The sequence below is a fragment of the Pasteurella sp. P03HT genome, from assembly GCF_054052285.1.
In genome coordinates this window covers 235,018-256,077 of the sequence record NZ_JBSIUM010000001.1, presented here as the reverse complement: position 1 = coordinate 256,077, position 21,060 = coordinate 235,018, and the positions used below count along the sequence as shown (strand labels likewise).

18 protein-coding genes are annotated in these 21,060 nt (G+C 38.8%); 12 read left to right on the top strand and 6 right to left on the bottom strand.

What is annotated here, in order from left to right:
• Positions 1-27: 27 nt before the first annotated feature.
• The 8 genes from ACWIT3_RS01190 (at position 28) to ACWIT3_RS01155 (ending at position 9,497) form a co-directional block, all read left to right on the top strand.
• Positions 28-288 (top strand): YhdT family protein, encoded by a 261-nt coding sequence (locus ACWIT3_RS01190; protein ID WP_457161017.1) that lies wholly within the window; start codon positions 28-30, stop codon positions 286-288.
• Complete coding sequence (gene panF / locus ACWIT3_RS01185) at positions 285-1,715, top strand: sodium/pantothenate symporter (protein ID WP_457161016.1); 1,431 nt, start codon at positions 285-287, stop codon at positions 1,713-1,715. Before ACWIT3_RS01190 ends, panF begins: the two co-directional genes overlap by 4 nt.
• A gap of 239 nt (positions 1,716-1,954) precedes the next feature.
• Positions 1,955-2,839: a 50S ribosomal protein L11 methyltransferase gene (gene prmA / locus ACWIT3_RS01180; protein WP_457161015.1), complete on the top strand. Its 885-nt coding sequence runs from the start codon at positions 1,955-1,957 to the stop codon at positions 2,837-2,839.
• Between the two features lie 231 nt (positions 2,840-3,070).
• Positions 3,071-4,069 carry a tRNA dihydrouridine synthase DusB gene (dusB, locus tag ACWIT3_RS01175; protein ID WP_046339497.1) on the top strand — a complete coding sequence of 333 codons (999 nt, stop codon included), beginning with the start codon at positions 3,071-3,073 and terminating at the stop codon, positions 4,067-4,069.
• The gene (fis, locus tag ACWIT3_RS01170; protein WP_005723276.1) at positions 4,050-4,349 is read left to right on the top strand and encodes a DNA-binding transcriptional regulator Fis; all 300 of its coding nucleotides are present in this window, start codon (positions 4,050-4,052) and stop codon (positions 4,347-4,349) included. Before dusB ends, fis begins: the two co-directional genes overlap by 20 nt.
• A 240-nt stretch (positions 4,350-4,589) precedes the next feature.
• Complete coding sequence (purL, locus tag ACWIT3_RS01165; protein WP_457161014.1) at positions 4,590-8,483, top strand: phosphoribosylformylglycinamidine synthase; 3,894 nt, start codon at positions 4,590-4,592, stop codon at positions 8,481-8,483.
• Between the two features lie 58 nt (positions 8,484-8,541).
• Positions 8,542-8,931, top strand: a complete 390-nt coding sequence (locus ACWIT3_RS01160) for a hypothetical protein (RefSeq protein WP_457161013.1) — start codon at positions 8,542-8,544, stop codon at positions 8,929-8,931.
• Positions 8,928-9,497, top strand: coding sequence for a hypothetical protein (locus ACWIT3_RS01155; protein WP_457161012.1), 570 nt, complete (start codon positions 8,928-8,930; stop codon positions 9,495-9,497). Before ACWIT3_RS01160 ends, ACWIT3_RS01155 begins: the two co-directional genes overlap by 4 nt.
• 319 nt (positions 9,498-9,816) lie before the next feature.
• Here the strand turns inward: ACWIT3_RS01155 and ACWIT3_RS01150 are convergent, their stop codons facing one another.
• Positions 9,817-10,041 (bottom strand): hypothetical protein, encoded by a 225-nt coding sequence (locus tag ACWIT3_RS01150; protein ID WP_457161011.1) that lies wholly within the window; start codon positions 10,039-10,041, stop codon positions 9,817-9,819.
• Positions 10,042-10,458: 417 nt separating this feature from the next.
• A complete protein-coding gene (locus tag ACWIT3_RS01145; RefSeq protein ID WP_457161010.1) occupies positions 10,459-11,016 on the bottom strand; it encodes a hypothetical protein in 558 nt (185 codons plus the stop codon).
• 213 nt (positions 11,017-11,229) lie between these two features.
• Here ACWIT3_RS01145 and ACWIT3_RS01140 point away from each other — a divergent pair, with 213 nt between their 5' ends.
• Together ACWIT3_RS01140 and ACWIT3_RS01135 are read left to right on the top strand one after the other, a co-directional pair.
• Entirely contained in the window at positions 11,230-11,721 is a 492-nt protein-coding gene (locus ACWIT3_RS01140; protein ID WP_457161009.1) for a hypothetical protein, read from the top strand.
• 137 nt (positions 11,722-11,858) lie between these two features.
• A complete protein-coding gene (locus ACWIT3_RS01135; RefSeq protein WP_457161008.1) occupies positions 11,859-12,938 on the top strand; it encodes an endonuclease/exonuclease/phosphatase family protein in 1,080 nt (359 codons plus the stop codon).
• Positions 12,939-13,043: 105 nt separating this feature from the next.
• Here the strand turns inward: ACWIT3_RS01135 and ACWIT3_RS01130 are convergent, their stop codons facing one another.
• From ACWIT3_RS01130 to ACWIT3_RS01120, 3 genes are all read right to left on the bottom strand, one after another.
• Positions 13,044-14,699 (bottom strand): phospho-sugar mutase, encoded by a 1,656-nt coding sequence (locus ACWIT3_RS01130; RefSeq protein ID WP_457161007.1) that lies wholly within the window; start codon positions 14,697-14,699, stop codon positions 13,044-13,046.
• Positions 14,700-14,885: 186 nt separating this feature from the next.
• Positions 14,886-15,437, bottom strand: a complete 552-nt coding sequence (locus tag ACWIT3_RS01125) for a DUF5358 domain-containing protein (RefSeq protein ID WP_457161006.1) — start codon at positions 15,435-15,437, stop codon at positions 14,886-14,888.
• Between the two features lie 141 nt (positions 15,438-15,578).
• Positions 15,579-17,336 carry an ABC transporter ATP-binding protein/permease gene (locus tag ACWIT3_RS01120; protein WP_457161005.1) on the bottom strand — a complete coding sequence of 586 codons (1,758 nt, stop codon included), beginning with the start codon at positions 17,334-17,336 and terminating at the stop codon, positions 15,579-15,581.
• A 187-nt stretch (positions 17,337-17,523) separates the two neighbouring features.
• Here ACWIT3_RS01120 and ACWIT3_RS01115 point away from each other — a divergent pair, with 187 nt between their 5' ends.
• Positions 17,524-19,188 carry a putative transporter gene (locus ACWIT3_RS01115; RefSeq protein WP_457161004.1) on the top strand — a complete coding sequence of 555 codons (1,665 nt, stop codon included), beginning with the start codon at positions 17,524-17,526 and terminating at the stop codon, positions 19,186-19,188.
• Between the two features lie 53 nt (positions 19,189-19,241).
• Here ACWIT3_RS01115 and ACWIT3_RS01110 read toward each other — a convergent pair whose 3' ends face one another.
• On the bottom strand, positions 19,242-19,532 hold the full coding sequence (locus ACWIT3_RS01110) for a YfcZ/YiiS family protein (RefSeq protein ID WP_457161003.1): 291 nt from the start codon (positions 19,530-19,532) through the stop codon (positions 19,242-19,244).
• Between the two features lie 221 nt (positions 19,533-19,753).
• On the opposite strand from ACWIT3_RS01110, the gene ACWIT3_RS01105 reads away from it, so the two are divergent.
• A complete protein-coding gene (locus tag ACWIT3_RS01105; protein WP_457161002.1) occupies positions 19,754-21,040 on the top strand; it encodes an outer membrane protein transport protein in 1,287 nt (428 codons plus the stop codon).
• Positions 21,041-21,060 lie beyond the last annotated feature (20 nt).

Sequence of the window (21,060 nt, the reverse complement as noted above, 5' to 3'; positions counted from 1 at the left end):
ATCCACTTTTTTTATATGGAAGATGTTATGAGCAAACAGTCTCGTTATAAGCAGTCCGCGAAGGAAGCTCGTTGGGCATTAGGCTTAACAATTTTATATGTTATTGGTTGGTGCTTATGTGCGTATTTACCAAAAGGTACGACAGGTCCTATTGGTTTTCCTCTTTGGTTTGAGCTCGCCTGCATTTATTTACCTGTCTTATTTATCGTCTTAGCTTACTGGGTGATCAAGATCGTTTACCAAGATATTAGCTTAGAAGATGATAACCAAGAGGAGAACATACAATGAATTTAGGTATTGTTCTCCCTCTAGTGATTTATTTAACTTTTGTGTTTGGTGCGGCAGTTTATGCTTATGTGAAACGTCAAAAAGGCGATTTCTTAACTGAATATTATGTAGGCAGCCGCTCAATGACTGGTTTTGTCTTAGCGATGACAACGGCGGCAACCTATGCCAGTGCCAGTTCATTTATTGGTGGACCAGGTGCTGCGTATAAATTCGGTTTAGGTTGGGTATTGTTGGCGATGATTCAAGTGCCTGCCGTTTGGCTTGCATTAGGCGCATTAGGTAAAAAATTCGCCTTACTTTCTCGTGAAAGTAAAGCATTAACAATCAATGACCTGTTATTACATCGCTATAAAAATAAATATTTGGTTTGGGTGGCGAGTATTGCATTGTTAATTGCTTTTTTTGCTGCGATGACTGTACAGTTCATTGGTGGTGCGCGCTTATTAGAGAGTACAATCGGCATTGATTATCGCTCAGCATTATTGATTTTTGCTTTAACGGTAGGGATTTATACTTTTATTGGTGGTTTCCGAGCTGTTGTTTTAACTGATGCGATTCAAGGTACAGTGATGATTTTAGGAACGTTCATTCTACTCGGCGGAGTCATTTATGCCGCTGGGGGTGTGGAAAGTGCGGTACAAAAATTAACAGAAATTAATCCTGACTTAGTTAGCCCTTATGGACCGAATGAAATGTTAGACTTTCAATTCATGGCATCATTCTGGATCCTGGTTTGTTTTGGCGTCGTTGGATTACCTCATACGGCAGTACGCTGTATGGCATTTAAAGATAGCAAAGCATTACATAATGGTATGCTAATTGGTACCGTGGTATTGAGTATTGTCATGCTAGGGATGCATTTATCGGGGGCATTAGGGCGTGTTATTTTACCTGATTTAACCATTCCTGATCAGGTGATCCCAAGTTTAATGTTACAAGTGCTGCCTCCTATTGTCGCGGGGATTTTTTTAGCGGCTCCAATGTCTGCGATTATGTCAACAATTGATGCACAACTAATTCAGTCGTCCTCTATTTTTGTCAAAGACTTATATTTATCCGCTAAACCTGAAATGGCAAATAATCAGCGTAAAATTAGTTGGTTCTCATCTATGATTACCTTGATGTTAACTGCCCTTTTAATTCTTGCAGCCTTAAATCCTCCTGATATGATCATTTGGCTAAATTTATTTGCATTTGGTGGGCTTGAAGCCGCATTTTTATGGGTCATAATCCTCGGATTATATTGGGATAAAGCCAATGCTTATGGTGCAATCAGCTCGATGGTCGTGGGATTAGGGAGTTATATTTTATTGACTTCTTTATCAATTAAACTTTTTAGTTTCCATGCGATTGTGCCATCATTAGTCTTTGGTCTTGTGGCATTTTTAATTGGTAATAAATTAGGTGAGAAACGCGCGCAAGCATAACAGATTTTTCATCTAGCGGTATGGATAATTTAGTGCGTTTAACAAACATTGTACCGTACACTTTATATCATTGAGCACAGATGTTATTTACATAATATGTCAGTAACCGAAGTGTAACATCACCCCGAATAAGTTTCTTTGGAAGCGTTTTTATAAGAATGGGTTAACTCCTTATGAAAAGCCTTTTCGCTTAAGTGACTTACTCGGGGGATTATTTTTTATATCAAAAGGAAAACAAGATGGCTTGGATTCAAATCAGAATTAACAGTACTAATACACAAGCAGAGCGCATGAGTGATTATTTAGAAGAAATAGGCGCTGTATCTGTGACATTCATGGATAGTCAAGATACACCTATTTTTGAACCTTTACCGGGAGAAACGCGTTTATGGGGAAATACTGATGTCATGGCGTTGTTTGATGCTGAAACGGATATGCAGCAGATTGTGGATTTATTAAAAACCGAGAAATATTTAGACAATACTACGGCATATAAAATTGAACAGATTGAAGACAAAGATTGGGAACGTGCGTGGATGGATAATTTTCATCCTATGCAATTTGGTAAACGTTTATGGATTTGTCCAAGTTGGCGTGAGGTACCTGACCAAAATGCAGTCAATGTAATGCTTGATCCAGGTTTAGCTTTTGGCACAGGGACTCATCCGACCACTGCACTGTGTTTAGAGTGGTTGGATAGCCTCGATCTTAAAGATAAAACCGTGATTGATTTTGGTTGTGGCTCGGGCATTTTGGCGATTGCCGCGTTGAAATTAGGAGCGAAAAGTGCGGTCGGGATTGATATTGATCCCCAAGCAATTTTAGCCAGTCGTAACAATGCGGAACAAAATGGGGTTGCGGATAAACTCCAGTTATTTTTGTCAGAAGAGAAACCCAAAGATTTAAAAGCCGATGTAGTTGTCGCCAATATTCTCGCGGGTCCGCTGAAAGAATTGTATCCGATTATTCATCAACTGGTTAACCCAAATGGCGTGTTAGGTCTTTCTGGTATTTTAGCTACGCAAGCTCAATCAGTTTGTGACACTTATGCTCAAAAGTTCGATTTACTGCCAGTCGAAGAGCGTGAAGAGTGGTGTCGAATTACTGGGCAAATTAAAGAATAATTGCATTTTAGGGCATAAAAATTGACCTGAATAATAAATTATCAAGTTTTATTGAAATTTTGAGCAAAGAAACACGATTATTCTTAATAAAAATCAAAAAATATAAAAAAAATGCGTTTTGTCTAAAAAATATGCTTTGCAAATTGGTCAAAAGTGCGTATTATAGCGACCCTTGTCGATTAGGGTGGATGCCAAACCGATATATTGGGATTTAATTTGAGAGGTAGTTAAATGCGAATAGGTTCTTATCAACTTAAAAATCGCATTCTTTTAGCCCCAATGGCAGGTATTACCGATCAACCATTTCGGCGAATCTGTGCAAATTATGGCGCAGGTTTGACATTTTCCGAAATGATGTCAACAAATCCGCGAGTTTGGCATACAGAAAAATCGAAACTGCGATTGGCTCATCACCATGAGGCAGGGATAAATGCTGTGCAAATAGCTGGGTGTGATCCTGAAGAAATGGCGAAAGCCGCTCAAGTCAACGTCAACTATGGGGCAGAAATTATTGATATCAATATGGGCTGCCCAGCCAAAAAAGTAAATCGTAAAATGGCAGGCTCTGCGCTTTTACAATATCCCGATTTGGTTAAGCGTATTCTTGATGCGGTTGTCAATGCTGTTAATGTACCAGTGACCTTAAAAATTCGTACTGGTTGGGATCAAGAACATCGAAATTGTGTAGAAATCGCAAAGATTGCAGAGCAGTGTGGTATTCAAGCGTTAACCATTCATGGACGCACAAGGACTTGTATGTTTGAAGGTGAGGCAGAATACGACCATATCAAAGCGGTGAAACAACAAATTTCTATTCCTGTCATAGCAAATGGCGATATTACTTCTGCCGAAAAAGCAAAGTATGTGCTTAGCTATACCAACGCAGATGCAATAATGATCGGACGTGGTTCATTAGGCAATCCGTGGCTTTTCCAAGTGATGGAAAGCTTAATTGAAAAAGACTCGATTGTTTTAGAGCCAAGTTTAAACGAGAAATGTAATGTGATTTTACAGCATATCCAAGACTTGCATCATTTTTATGGCGCAGAAAAAGGATGTCGTATTGCACGTAAACACGTTGCTTGGTATTTAAAGGGACTTCAAGCTAATCCCGTTTTTAGACAGGCTTTTAACGCAATTACTGATCCCAAAGAACAATTGATTGCTTTAGAAGGTTTTTTTAATTTGATTCTGATGGATGAAGAGAACAATGTTAGAACAACAACGTAATCCGGCTGATGCATTAACCGTATCAGTATTAAATTCACAATCTCAAGTCACAAATAAACCATTGCGTGATTCAGTGAAACAAGCATTGAGAAACTATTTGTCACAATTAGATGGTCAAGATGTTAACGAACTGTATGAATTAGTACTGGCGGAAGTTGAACACCCTATGTTAGATATGGTTATGCAATATACGCGTGGCAATCAAACTCGTGCAGCAACAATGCTCGGTATTAACCGTGGTACTTTACGTAAGAAACTCAAAAAATACGGGATGGGTTAATTGACCATGAAATTGAACATGGTTTTTTAGTTAGATGAGGCGAACAGAAGTTCGCCTTTTTCTTTTCCTTAATTCGAGCAACGATCTTCCTTTTCTTATTTCACCTTACTTAAAATTACGTACACATGCGATGGAAATTTTTCCACGTAAATATCTACGCAAACGTTTTCGTTTCGTATAGATTTCCTTTATAATAGCCGCAAATTTTTTTACTTATTTAACTCAACAGGGCTAATCCTTATGTTACAAATTTTTCGTGGTTCTCCAGCACTTTCTGAATTTCGCTTAAACCAACTCGCAACGGCTTTTCAAAAGTCAGCGTTACCAGTTAAATCCTGTTATGCAGAATACTTACATTTTGCTAAGTTAACAGAAGCATTAACGGAAGAAGAAAACGCTAAATTAGATCAGTTGTTACATTATGGTCCAACCCTTGCAGAACATGAACCTGTTGGTGAATGTTTTATCGTGATTCCACGTGTTGGCACGATTTCTTCTTGGTCATCAAAAGCGACTGATATTGCACATAATTGTGGTTTAAATAAAGTAGAACGTTTGGAACGTGGATTAGCCTTTTATTTTGAATTTGACCGCACTTTATCGAGTGAGGAACAACAAAAATTGGTTTCACACATTCACGACAGAATGTTAGAAGGCATTATTCGCAACGCAGAAGATGCGAAAGTGTTATTTGACCAACAAGAACCAAAACCATTTACGACAGTCGATGTTTTAACTGGCGGTCGCAAAGCATTAGAAACGGCGAACGTTGAATTAGGGCTTGCGCTTGCAGAAGATGAAATTGATTATTTAGTTGAAAATTTCACCGCACTTGGTCGCAACCCAAATGACATCGAACTTTATATGTTCGCACAAGCAAACTCGGAACACTGCCGTCACAAAATTTTTAACGCAGATTGGATTATCGACGGCGAGAAACAAGAAAAATCCTTGTTTAAAATGATCAAAAATACGTTTGAGAAAACTCCTGATTATGTGTTGTCAGCTTATAAAGACAACGCCGCAGTAATGGAAGGCTCAAAAGTCGGTCGCTTCTTCCCAGATCAAGACGGTCAATACCGTTATCACAATGAAGATGCGCACATCTTAATGAAAGTCGAAACTCACAACCACCCAACTGCAATCTCTCCATTCCCAGGTGCAGCAACAGGTTCAGGTGGTGAAATCCGCGATGAAGGTGCAACGGGTCGTGGTGCAAAACCAAAAGCAGGTTTAGTCGGCTTCTCTGTATCAAACTTAGTGATTCCAGGTTTTGAACAACCTTGGGAAAATCCAGTATCTAAACCAAGCCGTATTGCTTCCGCATTAGATATTATGATTGAAGGTCCTTTAGGTGGTGCGGCATTTAACAACGAATTTGGTCGCCCTGCGTTATTAGGTTACTTCCGTACTTATGAAGAAAAAGTAAACAGCTTTGCTGGTGAAGAAGTGCGTGGTTACCACAAACCCATTATGCTAGCGGGTGGTATTGGTAATATCCGTGCTGAACACGTTCAAAAAGGTGAAATCCCAGTCGGTGCAAAATTAATCGTATTGGGTGGCCCTGCGATGAATATCGGCTTAGGTGGCGGTGCGGCATCTTCAATGGCATCAGGTAAATCAAAAGAAGATTTAGATTTTGCTTCTGTGCAACGTGATAACCCAGAAATGGAGCGCCGTTGCCAAGAGGTGATTGACCGTTGCTGGCAGCTAGGTGATGAAAACCCAATTTTATTTATTCACGACGTGGGTGCGGGTGGTTTATCAAACGCAATGCCAGAGCTTGTACACGATGGTGGTCGTGGCGGTAAATTTGAGCTACGCAACATTTTAAGTGATGAACGTGGAATGAGTCCGCTTGAAATTTGGTGTAATGAATCGCAAGAACGTTATGTATTAGCCGTAGCACCAGAAAAATTAGCATTATTTACCGCACTTTGTGAGCGTGAACGTGCGCCATTTGCGGTCATCGGTGAAGCAACAGAACAAGAACATCTCACTTTACACGATGAGCATTTCGACAATAACCCAATTGATTTACCAATGAATGTGTTATTGGGTAAAACACCGAAAATGACACGTAATGTTGAATCAAAAACGGTTGAAGGTAGCGCAGTTGATCAATCTGAGATTGATTTAAAAGAGGCGTTCCATCGTGTATTACGTTTGCCTGTTGTCGCAGAAAAAACCTTCTTAATTACTATCGGCGACCGTTCAGTAACAGGTATGGTGGCACGTGATCAAATGGTTGGTCCTTGGCAAATCCCTGTGGCAGACTGCGCAGTTACCACTGCAAGTTTAGACAGCTATCACGGTGAAGCAATGTCAATGGGCGAACGTGCGCCAGTGGCTTTATTAGATTTCGCCGCTTCAGCACGTTTAGCAGTGGCAGAATCGATCACCAATATTGCAGCAACAAACATCGGCGATCTAAAACGTATTAAATTATCAGCAAACTGGATGTCCGCAGCAGGTCACGCAGGTGAAGATGCAGGCTTATACGAAGCAGTAAAAGCGGTGGGCGAAGAATTGTGTCCGCAACTTGGTTTAACTATTCCAGTGGGCAAAGACTCCATGTCAATGAAAACCACTTGGAACGAAAACGGCGAACAAAAAACGGTTACTGCACCATTATCTTTAGTCATCAGTGCCTTTGCGCGTGTTGAAGATGTCCGTAAAACAGTCACACCACAATTACGCACAGACAAAGGTCATAGCCGCTTATTATTAATCGACTTAGGTGAAGGCAAAAATCGCTTAGGTGCGACCGCACTTGCGCAAGTTTATAAACAACTTGGTGACAAACCAGCAGACGTGGTTAACGTTGAAAACTTGAAAAACTTCTTCAATGCAATGCAAGCACTTGTGTCAGAGCAAAAATTATTGGCTTACCACGACCGCTCAGACGGTGGTTTAATCTCAACCCTTGCGGAAATGGCGTTTGCGGGTAACTGCGGTTTATCTATTCATATCAGTGCACTGGGGGATAACGATCTTGAGGTGTTATTCAACGAAGAATTAGGTGCGGTCATTCAAGTACGCGAAAGCGATTTAAGCTATGTTCGTGATGTGCTATCGCAACATGGTTTAATTCATTTAACCAAAGAATTAGGTGAAGTGACCACTGAAGACTGTATTGAAATCTCCCGTGGCACGAAATTATTATTCAGCGAAAAACGCTCTGAATTACGTGGTATTTGGGCAGAATTAACGCATCAAATGCAACGTTTACGTGATAACCCAGAATGTGCAGATCAAGAATTTGAAGCGAAGAAAGATCCTGAAAACAAAGGTTTCTCAGCGCATTTAACTTACGATATTAATGAAGATATTGCAGCACCTTACATTGCAACTGGCAAGAAACCACGCATTGCGATTTTACGTGAGCAAGGTGTAAACAGCCACTATGAAATGGCAGCTGCGTTTGACCGCTCAGGCTTTGATGCTATCGACGTGCATATGAGCGATTTACATAATGCTCGTTACAACTTAAAAGACTTCAATGCATTAGTGGCTTGTGGTGGTTTCTCTTATGGTGACGTACTTGGCGCGGGTGGCGGTTGGGCGAAATCAATCCTATTTAACCCAATGTTACGCGACCAATTCAGTGAATTTTTTGCTAACCCAAATACTTTAGCATTAGGGGTATGTAACGGTTGTCAAATGCTCTCTAACCTAGCAAAAATCATTCCAGGTACAGAAGCGTGGCCACGTTTTGTACGTAACAAATCTGAGCGTTTTGAAGCTCGCGCGGCACTTGTACGTATCAATGACACTCACTCTGTTTGGTTCCAAGGTATGGCAGGCTCACATATGCCAATCGCTGTTTCACATGGCGAAGGTCGCGTTGAATTTAAGCGCGATCAACAGTTACAGATGTTAAAAGAGCAAAACTTAATCGTTGCACAATACATCGACAACAACCTCAACCCAACGGAAATCTACCCAGCTAACCCGAACGGCTCAGTAGAGGGTATTACAGCACTTTCAAACCAAGATGGACGTGTCGCAATTATGATGCCACATCCAGAACGTGTATTCCGCACAGTATCTAACTCTTGGCACCCAGAAGACTGGAGCGAAGATGGGGCGTGGATGCGATTGTTTAGGAATGCTAGGGTGAGTTTTAAGTAATCATCATTTTATATAAAGACAAACATATTAATATGTTTGTCTTTATAATATTTTCACTATGAAAAATATTGCATTTATGAAAACAGAATTAGAACTTCAAAATAATAATTTCACAAAAGAGGGGATTATTAGATATAAGAACACGATTAAGGACTATTCCCAAACTCTTTTTGAAACATCAATTGCATTAGGGAAAAGAGAGAATCCCGATACTCTAGAAGTTACACAAACACATGTAAGAGATGCTGCAATTAGTTTACAGAAAAAGCCTAGAGCTAATAGTCTAATGTCTATTTTAGGGCAATCACTAGAATATATTTGTGCAATATCTGCTGGTTTAGGTAGTGGCAAATTAGATCATTCTTGGGGAATTCTTCTATTTGGTGGAAGCCTTGCTTTGGGAGTCATACTCTTTGTAGTTCGTCAGGTTAATGAGGGAAAGTCATGAAAGTTATTTATACAGAGACAGCTAATATTGAACTAGATAAGTTTTACAAAAAACAAAAAGAATTAATAGAAAAAAATATTATTGAGGAAAAATCTATTTTTGGTGATGAAATCATAGAGGTTACATCATCTGATATAAAAAAAGCATCAGAAGGTATAATATATATTAATAAAAGAAATAATAAGATAAGAATTCTTGAGCAATTATCTAAAATATATTTAATAATAGGAGCGTTAATTACGTTGCTAGGTGGTTTTTATCCTTATTTTGATTTTTTTATTAAGAGTGAACCTCAAAAAGTTGCTGTTGTTGTGGGGCTTTCTATGACTTTATTCTCTATTATAATAAGTATTTTTCTTTTTGATAAAAGAAAGTTAGAAATGGATAGAATGAAAAAGTATGAGAATGATATGGTATTAAAAGAATATTTTGAACAAATAAAAAAATATAATGATGAACAAATAAAAAAATATAATAATGAGCTGGAAAATATGTATATTTTAAAATTAAATGACTTGGAATATAAAAACAATTTGCATAAAACAAAGAATCCTAATGTCCCTTAATTAGAGATGATGCTCATGTTCTTAGTAGTGCTATTCAGAGATACGAATTATGCTTGTTTATTTTAGAGTAGTTTCAGTTTTATGTCTTTCATTACATATTCTCATAATAGAGCTTGTATTCTCTAGAACGATGTTTAATAAAATTAAAGTATTTTTCATAGATAGAAGGTGCTTTTTCATAAAAAAACAATAAGCTATTCTGAACTTATGACTAAGTTACTGATAGTCAAAATACAATTTTAATAACATTCTGAGCTACTTATTCAAATGGATTTTTAACTATAAAACTACGACCTCTTTCAAAAAGATTCCTAATTCTCTAAATTCGATATAAAATGACCGCAGATGGTGTACGTTTCGCGGTCATTTGTACTTTTTGATAACCATACAAGCAATAAAACGTACCTATAAGGCGTGCAGCACTCGTGCGTATCAGTGATCCCAACTCTGTTTGATTCAAAGGAATGGCTGGCTTACATATGCCAATCGCAGTTGGACGTGTAGCTATTATAATGCCACCCCCATAACGTGTATTCCGCACCATATTTAATGCTTAGCTCCAGAAACCTGAAATGTGTCTGGGGCTTGGCTGTATGTTTTTTGGAATACGCGCATTTATTAACTTTTTAAATTTATATATCTATTTATGAGAAAAATTTCGTATTTATCGTTGTGTGTGATTTCAGGACTTTATAGCCAAATATCAGTTGCACAAAATAGTTTAGCTGATGCAGACAATCATATTGAACTTGAAGCTATTCATGTTGATGTGCAGGTGGAGAGCAAACAAAGTGCACCGTTTGCTGGGCGTTTAATGGTGGGTGAAAAACAATTTCATCCTATAGTTTTAAATTGCGTGTGTAAGGTATTTTGCGACATATTTGTTTTTTGAATATTTAAGAAATAAAAAAATAGCCAAACAGGATGTTTGGCTATTTTCTTTTAAAAACATGAAATTGAATTATTTTTGTTCATATTTTTGTTTTAAGCGCGTTTTCTCTTTTTCCATTTCTTGTTGGTTTTTTTCAAATTCGCTGAATGTCGCCTCTGCCTTTGATAATTCTTGCGTTGCTTTAGCTGGGTCAAGAGACAATTTCATGATAAGTGGAAGCGTTTCAAATGTACCTTGATACGCTTTTTTCACGAGTGCAGCATAGTTTAGCATTTCAGGATCTTTTAAGTTAAGGGCATCTAATTTTTGTAGTTCTTTATTCATTACTTCTTGGAATGGCGCAAATAATGTATCGACATCTTCTGGTGTCGCGGTGATATTGCCACTTTGTATTGCTGCCATTTTTTCTTCGATAGGTTTGAAGTGTTTACCGATTTCTTGTTCAGACTCGCTGTTCCATTTTTCGAATTTTTCATAATCATGGCGGAACTGCTCTTGTGGACTGAGTTGAGCTGCTGCTTGCTTCGCGGTGGTATTTGGAGTTGAATTTGTTTTGCTTGCATTATCACAAGCGACAAGACTTAAAGCGAACATCGTAGCTAAACTGAATTGAGTGATTATTTTCATGTTGTCTCCTTAATTGAAATGCGGAATGTTGTATAATTTACAGACTTTCTGTTCATTATAGAATATCGAATTTCGTTTTAATAGCGAATTGTTGTTCGAACTTTGTCGTGTAATTTTGCTATTGTACTTTTTGTGCTTATCTATGGAACGCTTACTCTCGCGTTATTGGCGGGTGGGAGTGGTCGATGATTTTCATTTATTAGGAGATGCCCTATGAAATTTTTTCAATATTTCAAATTTTTTGCATTAGCTTGTTTTGCAATCAGTATTGGTTTAGACACTTACGCACAAGCTCTTGCAGACAATCCTTCATCTCAGCAAGTAGTCCCTTTGACGAAGAAACAAATTGAAGCAATTGAGAAAAAAATGATTGGCAATCATAAATTGTCTTTGCAATGGGTAAGTTGGGAAAAGTTTGGTTTAGCCGAAATTTATGAAGGTCCCGCGGGCTTAATGATAGAAGGGGAGCAGTATGTTAATGACAATTACGTGATATTGAAAGGATTGATAGAGGTGATTGATGAGCGAGCATTTAAGTTTTCAGGGATGATTATTACGCGAGTGGATCACATTCATCATGGTAATGAGTGTGAGCGAGTGGGGGAATTTGAGTTTAGAGCCACAGGGAAACGTAAATATTGGCGTTTACAGCAAATGGCTAACCCTTGTGATCAGGCAACAGATTATGTTGATGTTTTCTTTTAAAGGCAGAATGTGCGGTCATATGAGGTCATATTGAATTCCGTTTGACCGCCGGGTGTTTTGATTTGCTATTTTGCACCTTGATTAAATAATGCTACTATTGCTCAACGTTTAATAGATGATTTACGTTTACTCGAACAATGGATTGGTTATTTTTTGTCTTTTTAAGCATTCCGATTATTGCCACGCTTTTACCGTTCTTACCGTTTAATCATTGGACGGTACGGATCTTTGATTTTCCACGTTTGCAGATTGCAGGTCTGAATTTATTTTGTTTCGTGCTGGGTTGGGTCGTGCAGCCTGAGCCGATGTGGTTGTGGATTGTGTTGCAGTGTTTCAACTTGCTCTGTATGGGTTATCAGATTTGGGAGATTCTTGCCTATACACGTTTGTCACGCCCACAAGTCTTGCAATATCATGGTGAAAAAGATGAACGCAGTATCGCATTGCTTACGACCAATGTACTCACACCCAATCGTCAAGTGGATAAATTATTGCAATTGATCGAGAATTGGCAACCAGATGTGGTGCTGACATTAGAAACGGATTTGTGGTGGGAAGAAAAGTTAGCCTCACTAGAAGAAAGCTATGCTTATACAGTCAAAATTCCACTCGATAATTTGTATGGAATGCATTTGTATAGCCGTTTGCCGCTACGAAACACTGAGGTTCGCCATTGGGTACAAGAAGATATTCCATCCATTTATACCGAAGCTTGCCTGCCTTCAGGGGATTGGATTCATTTATATTGTTTACACCCTATGCCACCGACACCAACGGAAAGTGCTACGTCGACACATCGTGATGCAGAACTTTTATTAGTAGGACAAGAAATCAGCGAAAATAACCAATCAGTATTAGTATTCGGGGATATGAATGATGTGGCGTGGTCATCGACCTCACGTTTATTCCAAAAAACGAGCGGGTTACTGGATCCTCGTGTTGGACGTGGTTTATATAGCACCTTCCACGCAAAATATCCTTTTTTACGTTGGCCTTTAGATCATATTTATCATAGTAATGATTTTATGATGCGTGATATTCGTGTGTTATCTGATATTGGTTCAGACCATTTCCCTGTTTATGGCTGTTTCCAATTCCACCCTTGTGTTGAAGTGGCACAGCCTGAACCCGAAGTGGATGAAGCCGATCACGAATTAGCTCAAGAAAAAATTGATCAGGCAGAGCCAGGGAAGAAAGTCGTTAGAGAACAATATTAAGTTTAGAATTGTATTTTCTATCGTTAATCAAGTCAGTGATAGCAAGTATCTAAATAAAATGGCACAGATAAATCTCTGTGCCATTTTTGTATTTCTAATCAAGGATTAGCAAGCTTGTTTACCAAATTCGTCTTTACGTAAAATTTGGCGAACGCTTTCATCAAATTGTGCTAATACGTTATCTGCGTCTTGTGGATCTTTACCTTTCGCATCTAAGTAGAATTTGATTTTTGGTTCTGTACCTGATGGACGAGCGATTAAACGGCTGCCGTTTTCCAGTACGAAAACTAAAATATCACTTTGGCGATCAGTTTTGGTGTGGTCTAAGAATTGAGCCACTTTGAAGCCACCGATTTCGCTTGGCGGGTTGTTACGAAGTGCGGTCATTAATTTACCGATTTCAGATAAATCATCCACACGAATTGAGATTTGTCCACTCACATAAGCACCGAATTCTTTTGTAAATTCATCCGCATAATCGGCTAATGTTTTGCCTTGTTTTTTCAAGTTGCGTACTAAATCTAAGAATACAATTGTTGCAGAGATACCGTCTTTATCGCGTACTTTATCTGGGTCAACGAGGTAGCCTAATGCTTCTTCAAAACCGAATAATAAGCCATTGACTTTACCGATGTATTTAAAGCCAGTTAAGGTTTCTTCTGATTGGAACCCGTATTTTTTCGCAATTTCAGCTAAGGCTGGCGATGAAACTAAAGAACAGGCGAGAATACCTTTTTGACCTTGTGCATGATATTGTTTTGCAAGGTACCAACCTAAGAAACACCCCACTACGTTGCCATGTAATGCTTTCCAGTTTCCTTCCGCATCAGGTACAGCCACAGCCAAACGGTCAGCATCTGGGTCGTTAGCAATGATAAATTCCGCATTTTTTTCTTTTGCCACTTTAATCGCGAGATCTAACGCCCCTTTTTCTTCTGGATTCGGGAAGTTCACCGTTGGGAATGTGCCATCTGGCCATACTTGTTCAGCCACTACGCTTGGTTGTGGTAAGCCTGCTTTCGCTAAAGTTTTGCTTAACACTTCATAGCCTACACCGTGCATTGCGGTATAAACGTAGTTAATGTCTGTTTGTGGTTCTTTTGCAAGTGATGCTGTTTTTGCGATGTATGCGTCAACCACTTCATCATTTAACACAATGAAATCTTGGCTGCGTGGTAAATCGTTGATTGAACCTGCGGCAACTTTATCAATTAATTTCGCGATATCTTGGTCTGCTGGTGAAACAATTTGACCGCCACCATTTGCTTTACCTAAGTAAACTTTATAACCGTTATCTTCTGGTGGGTTGTGGCTTGCGGTCACCATTACGCCAGCGGTGGTGTCAAAATATTTGATGGCGTATGCAAGAACTGGGGTTGGTAATTTGCGTGGTAATAAATAGGCTTTGATACCTGCTCCCGCCATAATTTCTGCCGTATCACGCGCAAAGACATCTGAATTTTTACGGCCATCATAACCAATTACGATAGATGGTTGTTTGTCGTAGCCTTTTAAATACTCGGCTAACCCACCTGCTGCTTGAGCAACTAACACGCGGTTCATCCCCATAGAACCTGCTTGCAAACGACCGCGTAAACCCGCTGTACCAAACTGTAAACGACCATCGAAACGGCTTGTTAATTCTGCTTTTGCTTTTTCATCTCCAGATTGAGCCGCTGAAATTAATTGCTCTAATTCTGCGCGGGTTTCTGCGTCAGGATCTTGTGCTAGCCAATTTTGAGCAAGGGTAAAAATTGTCATAAATTCTCCTTAATTTTTATTAAAAATTATGTGATATAGATTATGGTTAGACTAGCTGAAAAAGAGAAGAATTAAAATGACTAAACTCAAATTATTTGAGCTTAGTCACTTTGTAATCGATTGCGTTTTGATTTTAATGAAAACCAGATGGTCAGGACTAAGCAGGCAGTTAAGCTTACTTAACGCTTAGAGTAGTAGGGCGGTTCCCCATTTGATAATATCGAAGAAAAATTTGTTTTGACCAGTAGCGACACCTTCGGTATTGGTTTTTTCTTTGTTTGGCTTATCTTCCGCCATCCCACTTTTATATTGCCCTTTCACGACAGCTAAATCGTCTTTGGCTTGTTGTCTAAGAAGGAGACATTTTTCTTCATCTAACGGTGTCGTTTCAGATTGCTTAAATTTTTTATATTGGTATGTCGCATATCCCATCGATTTTTCATCGGCTTGGATCATTTTGACATAAGATTCACCAATGATGTCTTCTAATGGGTAAAAGAAGACATATTGGGAATGAATATAGGCATCTTCTTTAGCAAAATGCTCACGTTGAATACGAGTGAGGTGAGGGTAAATACATTGTTCGACTTGTAAACTAGCACGCACCCATTTCTGCGCATCCTCATCCGATAATTCATAGTCTAAATTCGCAAATTCAGCAGGAAAGGGTTCAGGTTTGGTTGAAAGACAACCTGCCATGAGACTGATTGCAAGGAATAATAAAATGTTTTTTAGCATATAGATAGTTTGAAGATAAGTACAAAAATTGGGCGCGATTTTAGCAGTAATCGTTTGGTTTAGAAAGTTTTTCTTATTAAGCACCAGGGATTTTTAAGTGTTTTTTAAAGGCTTTGCTAAAAAGCAAAGCCTAGTTGGAAATTAGCCAAGTTTAAGGTGCTGTTGATGATGTGCAATTAATGTAGAACGGTGCCCAATACTGATGATGGTTGTGTGAGGCAAGGCGTGTTTCAATAAACGATACATCGCGTCTTCTAACCCTTCATCCATACTTGCTGTTGCTTCATCTAAGAAGACCACAATAGGTTTACATAATAACACACGAGCAAATGATAAGCGCTGTTGTTCACCAAGTGACAGTACGCGTGTCCATTCATCGCGTTGTTCTAATTTATCAGCTAAATGACCTAATTGAACTTGTTGTAAAATGCTCATTGCATGCTCTCGATCAACATTGTCTGGTGCAACATCGGGATAATACAGTGCATCAATCAAGCGACCTTGTGGTAAATAAGGTTTTTGTGATAAGAACAACGTATTATGTTGTGGGCAGTGAATTGTGCCGTTTGCATAAGACCATAATCCAGCAATGGTTCTTAATAATGTAGTTTTACCTACACCCGATTCCCCTTGAATTAATAATGACGTTCCCATAGGTAATTCAAGATTGAGATCCTGAATCAATGTTTTACCATTTGGGGTATGCACATTGAGGTGTTCAAAACGAATCACATTTTCGCTGTCTTGAATCTTTAAATCTGATGGTTGATTGACCTGTTGAATGGCAGTATGGAATCCCGTCAAACGATCGAGAACGGCACGGTAGGCAGCAAAATCATCGTATGAATTACGGAAAAAAGACAATGCGGATTGTACACGTCCGAAGGCGCTTGAGGTTTGCATTAAATCGCCGAGTGTAATTTGGTTACTAAAATAGCGGGTGACTTGGATAACCAGTGGAAAAACAACAGAAATTTGCGTGACAATTAAGTTAAAACCTGACAGTTTTAACGTACGATGGACAACTTTCCAAACATTGTCAATGACTTGATCAAATTGTGAGGTTAATTGGCGTTTTTCCATTTTCTCGCCGCGATAGAACGCGATACTTTCAGCGTATTCTTTTAAACGGATGAGCGAATAACGGTAGTTCGCATTTAAACGTTCGTTCGCAAAATTCAGTTGAATCAGCGGGCGTCCAATTTTAAAGGCAAAAATACTGGTGACTAATACATAAATAAAGACCAGAAAGACCATCGCATGTGGCACTTCGATACTGCCAATATTCATGGTGCCAGATAAGTTCCACAAGATGATCGTGAACGCGACAATGGAGACAATCGACGAAATCAAGCCTGTTGCAAAATCTAACGTATTAGAAACGAACGCATTAATATCTTGTTGAATACGTTGATCGGGGTTATCCAGTTGATTTTCAAGATATTGAGTTTTGTAATAGGCTTGGTTCTCCGTCCATTTATTCAACATTCTGTTATTGAACCAAAGACGCCAATGAATTAAAAAGCGTTTGCTCAGATAGTAGCTTAGGAGCGCATTACCAATACTTGATGTCGCAATGACAGCAAACACGACCATTTGCTGCCAAAACACACTTTCGTTCATATCCTGTAAAGACTTATACAGTGCGTTGTACCAATTAGACACTAAGATATCGATGCGTACGGATAATAAATCAAAAAAAACGATAATAATAAAATAAAGTAATGGGCGAATACTATTACGTGGATTGAAATAAGCTTCTGCGAGAAGCCAAAGTTGGTGTCCCCATCGAGTTGTTTTTGACACGATATAGACAGCTAAAGGAAATAAAATCGCGGTTAAAGACAGACTTTTCAATAACCAAAAAAATGAGTCTAACAGTTCTTGCGACCAATTCATAATGATTCCAAATATAAATGTATTGTTAAAAAAATGGTGTTGTATTCTTAAAAATTTTCGTTAGTTAAGCAAGAAAAATGTGATTAAGATTAAATTTTCATTATTTCTTTAAGTTTTTAAAAACGGAGCTTGATATAATTATTTATAGTTATTTTTGTTAAATTTAAAATTGATGTAGAGGTAAATTATGAGTGACATTGCGATCACTATTAGCCTCCTTGCACTTGTTGCTGTCATTGGGTTGTGGATAGGACATTGGAAGATTAGAGGCGTGGGGTTAGGTATTGGTGGCGTTCTATTCGGCGGTATTATTGTTGCCCATTTTATAAAGCAATATACCGATCTAGAATTAGATCAGCATACCTTACATTTTATTCAAGAATTTGGATTAATCTTATTTGTTTATACCATTGGTATTCAAGTTGGACCGGGTTTTTTTGCGTCTTTGCGTGAATCAGGATTGAAATTAAATGGCTTTGCAGCACTGATTGTGTTGTTGGGTTCTTTATCAGTTGTGATGATTTATTTGTTAGCGGATGTGCCGTTAGATATTATTCTCGGGATTTATTCGGGAGCCGTCACAAACACGCCTTCTCTCGGGGCAGGGCAACAGATTTTAACTGAGCTTCACTATACACAGACTTCCTCTACCATGGGGATGGCGTACGCGATGGCGTATCCTTTTGGGATTTGTGGTATTTTGCTTTCTATGTGGTTAATTCGTTTATTCTTTCGTGTCAAAGTGGATGATGAAGCGAAGAACTTCTTAAAAGAAAGTGGACAAGATAAAGAAACCCTGAGCTCGATGAATATTAAAGTCACAAATCCAAATTTAGATGGTTTGCGTTTAATTGATATTCCAGGTTTTGATGAAAAGAAAGATGTCGTGTGTACTCGTTTAAAACGAGAACAAAGTATTAGTGTCCCGCAGGCTAACACGATTATAAAACAAGGTGATTTATTGCATTTAGTGGGGGAATTACCGCTGTTACGCAAAATTAAATTAGTGTTAGGTGAGGAAGTCGATGTGCCTTTATCTAGCTTTGCGGGGGATTTACGCTCAGAACGGATTGTGGTCACTAATGAGAAAGTATTAGGAAAACGTATCCGTTCGTTAGGCATTCACCAAAAATATGGGGTCGTGATCGCTCGTTTAAACCGTGCAGGTGTGGAGTTGGTTCCTTCGGCAAATACGACATTACAATTTGGTGACGTGTTACATGTGGTGGGGCGGAGTGAAGTGCTAGACCAAGCGGTCTCAGTCATCGGTAATGCTCAGCAAAAATTACAACAAGTACAAATGCTCCCCGTATTTATTGGGATTGGGCTTGGTGTGTTGTTAGGTTCGATCCCCTTCCATATTCCAGGGTTCCCTGTGGCACTAAAATTAGGCTTAGCGGGCGGACCATTGGTTGTTGCGTTGATTTTAGCGCGTATCGGGAGTATCGGAAAACTGTACTGGTTTATGCCACCAAGTGCTAACTTAGCATTACGTGAAATTGGTATCGTGTTGTTCTTGTCTGTCGTTGGATTAAAATCGGGTGGAAATTTTGTCGACACGCTAGTCAATGGTAGTGGGTTGGAATGGATGGCATACGGGATTATTATTACTTTTGTGCCACTAATGATTACCGCGGTCATTGCACGTTTATATGCTAATATGAATTATTTAACCCTCTGTGGATTATTAGCAGGTTCGATGACCGATCCCCCTGCATTAGCCTTTGCCAATGCCATTAAAGAAGAGAGTGGTGCTTCGGCGTTATCTTATGCCACAGTCTACCCGATGGTGATGTTTTTAAGGATTATTTCTCCGCAGATTCTCGCTATCTTGATTACGACATTGATGTAAATGGATCAGAAAAAAAGACGGTATCTTAGGATACCGTCTTTTTTCTATTGCAATTAGCGAGTAGAGAGTTGGAAAATCATCGCTTCTGCTTGGCAACTGAAGTCAAATTGTGCTCTTAAGCGTGCCCCTTGGTCAGTAAGCGTGATTTCACTTTTGATTTGGCAAGGATCGCTTTCCGCCGCTTTGGCTTTTTGCGTTAAATAGGCGAGCGCTTCTTGAGCAAGCGCTTCAGTGGCGTAAAGTTGTTCAAAATCAACGTGGCAGTCTGAACCGTCGATAATGGTTCCTACATCTACACAACAGCAGGCTTTTGCTTCTTCAGGATGACATTTTAATTTACTCATTATTTTTATCCTCTTTAAATGGAATTGACATTGGCAAACATTTTATCACTGTTCCAATTCTTCGTAAAATTTAACCGCACTTTATTGATGGCTATTATGTGTCTTGTATTTTACTGGTCTGAACTCTTATAAAAATATGGAAATAAATTTGCACCACTTCTTAGAGTTCTTTAGAATCCAAACCCTTATTAACATAATTTGAACAATAAAAAGGGCTGAAAATGGCAAAAACGAGCAAATTTACTCAAACTCTTCTCTCTTCAATTCTTATGGTTGCGGCAGGGAGTGCATCTGCAGCGGCGTTCCAATTAGCAGAAGTGTCGACTTCTGGTTTAGGTCGTGCATATGCTGGTGAAGCAGCGATCGCAGACAATGCGTCAGTTGTAGCAACTAACCCAGCTTTAATGAGCTTGTTAAAACAAGCTGAAATGTCTGTGGGAGCCATTTATGTTGATCCTAATATTGATTTAGAATCAAAATTACCAGGTTTTTCCTATAAAAATATTGCACCAAATGCCTTAGTGCCAACACTTTATGCGGTTTACCCAATTAATGATAAGTTTGCTGTAGGTGGCGGAGTTAACGTGAACTACGGTTTAGCAACAGAATTTAATGATAGTTATGATGGTGGGTTTTTAGGTGGTAAAACAGATCTTACTGCAATTAATTTTAACTTAAGCGGATCTTATCGTATTACTGATAAATTAAGCTTTGGTTTAGGTTTAAATGCCGTTCATGCTAAAGCAAAACTTGAACGTTATTTAGGTAGCTTAATAAAACATACTCGATTTTCTAAATTAACAGCATTAGGTATGAAGCCATCTAGTATCCTTCATAAATTAGAAGGCGATAAATGGGGCTTCGGTTGGAATGCGGGCTTAGTTTATGAGTTTAATGAGCGTAACCGCGTGGGTGTCGCTTATCATTCACAAGTGGATATCGACTTTAAAGGCGATTATTCTAATGATTTCCCAGTGGAAATTGCTCCAGTATTAGAGAGCTCAAATATTACCCCAACTAGTAGTAAGAATATCCCAGGTACCTTACATTTACCATTGCCAGCATATTGGGAAATCTCTGGTTATCATAAGATGACAGATCGCTTTGCGATTCATTATAGTTACAAATATACACAATGGAGCAAATTTAAAGAATTACGCGCGAAAGGTGTAGATGGAAAAACGTTATTCAGTAAAGAAGAAGAGTTTAGAGATGCATCACGTATTGCATTCGGTGCGAGCTATGATGTCAATGACGCTTTAACGCTTCGTGCTGGTATTGCACATGATGAAAGTGCGGCACAAGATCACCATACGATCTCTATCCCTGATACGAATCGTACATGGTACAGTGTCGGAGCAACTTACCGCTTCACGCCAAATCTTTCTGTTGATGCAGGTTTTGCGCACTTAAAAGGTAAGAAAAATACCTTTACAGAAGAAAAAGTTCCTTTTACCAGTAAAGCAAAAGCGAATATTTATGGTTTAAACGTAAACTATCGTTTCTAATTCGGGAAAAATTACGGATA